This is a genomic window from Streptomyces spongiae, assembly GCF_009377185.1.
GTDB lineage: Bacteria > Actinomycetota > Actinomycetes > Streptomycetales > Streptomycetaceae > Streptomyces > Streptomyces spongiae.
Genome location: NZ_VJZC01000896.1, coordinates 1 through 2,784, shown reverse-complemented (window position 1 = coordinate 2,784; position 2,784 = coordinate 1). Strand labels below are relative to the sequence as shown.

General features: G+C 73.6%; 3 protein-coding genes. All 3 read right to left on the bottom strand.

Annotated elements, in window-relative coordinates:
* A partial coding sequence (locus tag FNH08_RS48345) for a PP2C family protein-serine/threonine phosphatase (protein ID WP_152778255.1) occupies positions 1 to 754 on the bottom strand: 754 nt, incomplete at its 3' end.
* Positions 755 to 860: 106 nt separating this feature from the next.
* The gene (locus FNH08_RS48340) at positions 861 to 1,622 is read right to left on the bottom strand and encodes an IclR family transcriptional regulator (protein WP_152778254.1); all 762 of its coding nucleotides are present in this window, start codon (positions 1,620 to 1,622) and stop codon (positions 861 to 863) included.
* A 132-nt stretch (positions 1,623 to 1,754) separates the two neighbouring features.
* Entirely contained in the window at positions 1,755 to 2,783 is a 1,029-nt protein-coding gene (locus FNH08_RS48335) for a hypothetical protein (protein ID WP_152778253.1), read from the bottom strand.
* Between the last annotated feature and the right edge of the window lies 1 nt (position 2,784).

Genomic DNA, 2,784 nt, shown 5'->3' with positions numbered 1-2,784 from the left:
GCTCCACCGCCGCGACGTCCCCGGACGCGCGTACCAGCAGCGGGGGCGCGTGGCCGCAGTTGACCACCTCCAGCTGCCCCGGCCGCGGGTAGCCCGCCACCACGGCGGTGACGAAGTCGTCGCTGCCGAGGTTGCGGGCCAGGCTCCGCTCGATCCTGCCGACGACGGCGAGGAGATCGGGTTCGTCGTAGGCGGCCTCCCGGAAGACACCGAGCACGAGAGCGGCGGTCCCGACGGCCGGCAGCCCCTTGCCGCGTACGTCGCCGACGATCAGCCGCACCCCGTACGGGGTGGGCACCAGCGCGTACAGATCCCCGCCGATGCGGGCCTCCGCCGCCGCGGCGCTGTAGCGGACGGCCACCTGGAACGGGCCGACGGTCGGCGGTACGGGCGTGAGCAGCGCGTGCTGGGCCGCCTCGGCGACCGAGCGGACGGCCGCGAGCACCCGTTCACGGCGCCCGCGCAGGGCGCTGGCCAGACCGCTCGCCAGGGTGACGGCCGCCAGGGCGGACAGGACGGCCGCGAGCTCGGTACCCGGAACACCGTCCTGGGTGCCGAGCGTCGTCCCCAGTCCCGTGGCGAGGAGACCGACGCACAGGACCCCGAGCGGTCCGCTGGTGGCCGCGGCCAACGCGGGACCGGCCGCGAGCAGCGGCAGCCAGATCATCCCCGCGCCGCCGACGAGGCCGACAAGTGCGACGAGGGAGACGATCAGCACGGGCAGTACGCCGACATGGTCTCGGGCCTGGCTCATGGTGTGTCCGCAGTCCTCACCTGTGCATCGTGCGCGGGGCGCACTCCTGAAATGTCTGTTTCATCCAGGAAACGGGTTCGGGCTGGGACTCACAAGAAGCGGATTTTCAGATAGTGAGCGAAAGGCTCCTGGTCACGCGACTGGCGGTCGGAATCAGCCGCTCACGGATCTCCTCGATCCGGGAGAGCCGTCCGGCCCGCAGGGAGACGCCGAGCGAACCGAGCGTGTCCCCGCTGTAGACGGGCACGGCGACACAGACCGTGCCGAGGGCGTACTCCTCCAGGTCCGTGACCGCCGGTGCCACCGGTGAGGCGTCGAGCCGCCTGAGCAGTTCCGGAGAGCTGGTGATGGTCCGGGGTGTGAGGTCCGCGAGAGGGTGCCGGGACAGGTAGTCCCGGCGGGAGTCGTCGTCCAGCTCCCGCAGCACGGACTTCCCCAGCGCGGTGGCGTGCCCGGCCTCGTCGAACCCCACCCAGAGGTCGACCCGCGGCGCCTTGGGGCCGTCGACGATCTCGGCGACCCGGATCTCGCCGTCCTCGTAGAAGGTGAGGTAGGCGGCGGTCATGAGCTCGTCCCGCAGGGCGGCGAGCGTGGGGCGGACCCGGCTGAGCAGCGCCTGCCCGCGGCCCGTCGTGGTGTGCAGTGTCCGCAGCTTGTCGCCCAGGACGAAACCGCCGTCGTCCAGCTTGCGCACGTATCCGTCGTGGACCAGCGTCCGCAGCAGGTGGTAGGCGGTGGCCAGGGGCAGCCCCGTGTCCCGCGCCAGCTGCTTCGCCGGCGCGCCGTTCTCGTGCGCGCCCACCGCCTCCAGCAGGCGGAACGCCCGCTGCACGGACGTGATGAGCGTGGGGCCGTCGCGAGCACCCATAGGACAAGAGTGCGTCGCGGGCACGGCACAGGCAAGACGCGCCCGGCCCCGCCCGGGCGCCGAGATCACGAGGAGGGCCGCCGAACGGATCGGCGGCCCTCCTCTCCCCTCCCGAAGGTTCCAGCCGAGCGCTCAGCGGGGCAGCACCACGACATAGGCCGGCGGCTCGCGGTCCGCCGAGGCCATCAGGGCCGTGCGGACGACCGCGGCCTGCTGCTCCAGGGACGCGCGCAGCTTCCTCGGAGTGATGTGGACGACCGTGACGCCCAGGCGCTCCAGGGTTTCGCGCTTGCGGGCGTACTCCGACCAGAGGGCGTCCTCCTCGTGGCGCGCGGCCCGGGTGTCCAGCTCCACGGCCACCGCCTGCTCCGGCCAGTACGCGTCGAGGCCGCCCAGATGGGGGCCGCCGGGCAGACGCAGGTCCACGTTCCAGACGGGGTCGGGCAGGCCGTACTCCTCGACCATGCGGTAGAGGAGTACCTCGGCGTTTCGGCGGCCCTCGGCCAGGAGGGATTCGACCGCGTCCACCACGTGCGGGCGGTTCAGCAGACGCGCCTGGGCCAGCTCCCGGACCACCGCAGACGGGTCCGTGTGGCCGGCGCGCACCGCCTCCGTCAGCAGCCCGCGTACGGCATCCGCGTCGGTCAGGTCCGCCACCGCGTCGGCCAGGGCCCGCGGTACCGGGGCGACCGGGAGGCCGGTGACCTGGACCGGGGTGGGGAGCGTGGGCGTGCGCAGGATGCGGGCGCAGCCCGTGGAGCGGAGGCGGCGCAGCCGTGGCACGAGGACGTCGACGCGGTCCAGGGTGAGGAGCGAGGGCGCCGACGTGAAGCCGTGCAGGGTGAGGGCGGCGAGGCCCGTGATCATCGCGTCGGCGATGGGGGTCCCCCCGCTCGAGCGAAGTCGAGAGTGGGGGATGGCGGGGCGGGCGTGCGGCTCCTCGGCACCCGGCTGGACGGGCACCCCGGCCGTGTCACGGCGGCGGCCGGCGTACAGCAGAACCGCGTGAAGGCGCTCCTGGGGCGTGGCCGGGCCGGGGTGGAGCAGGTACACGCCCGGGAGGATCTGCTGCCAGGGCCCGCCGGGACGGCAGTGCTCGTTCGTCTCGGCCTGCGTCACGCCGAGGTCGCGCAACTGGGCGGTGGTCTGAACGCGGCGCAGC

Coding starts and splice junctions, on each gene's coding strand:
- FNH08_RS48340 (WP_152778254.1), bottom strand. CDS start 1,622: ATGGGTGCTCGCGACGGCCCCACGCTCATCACGTCCGTGCAGCGGGCG.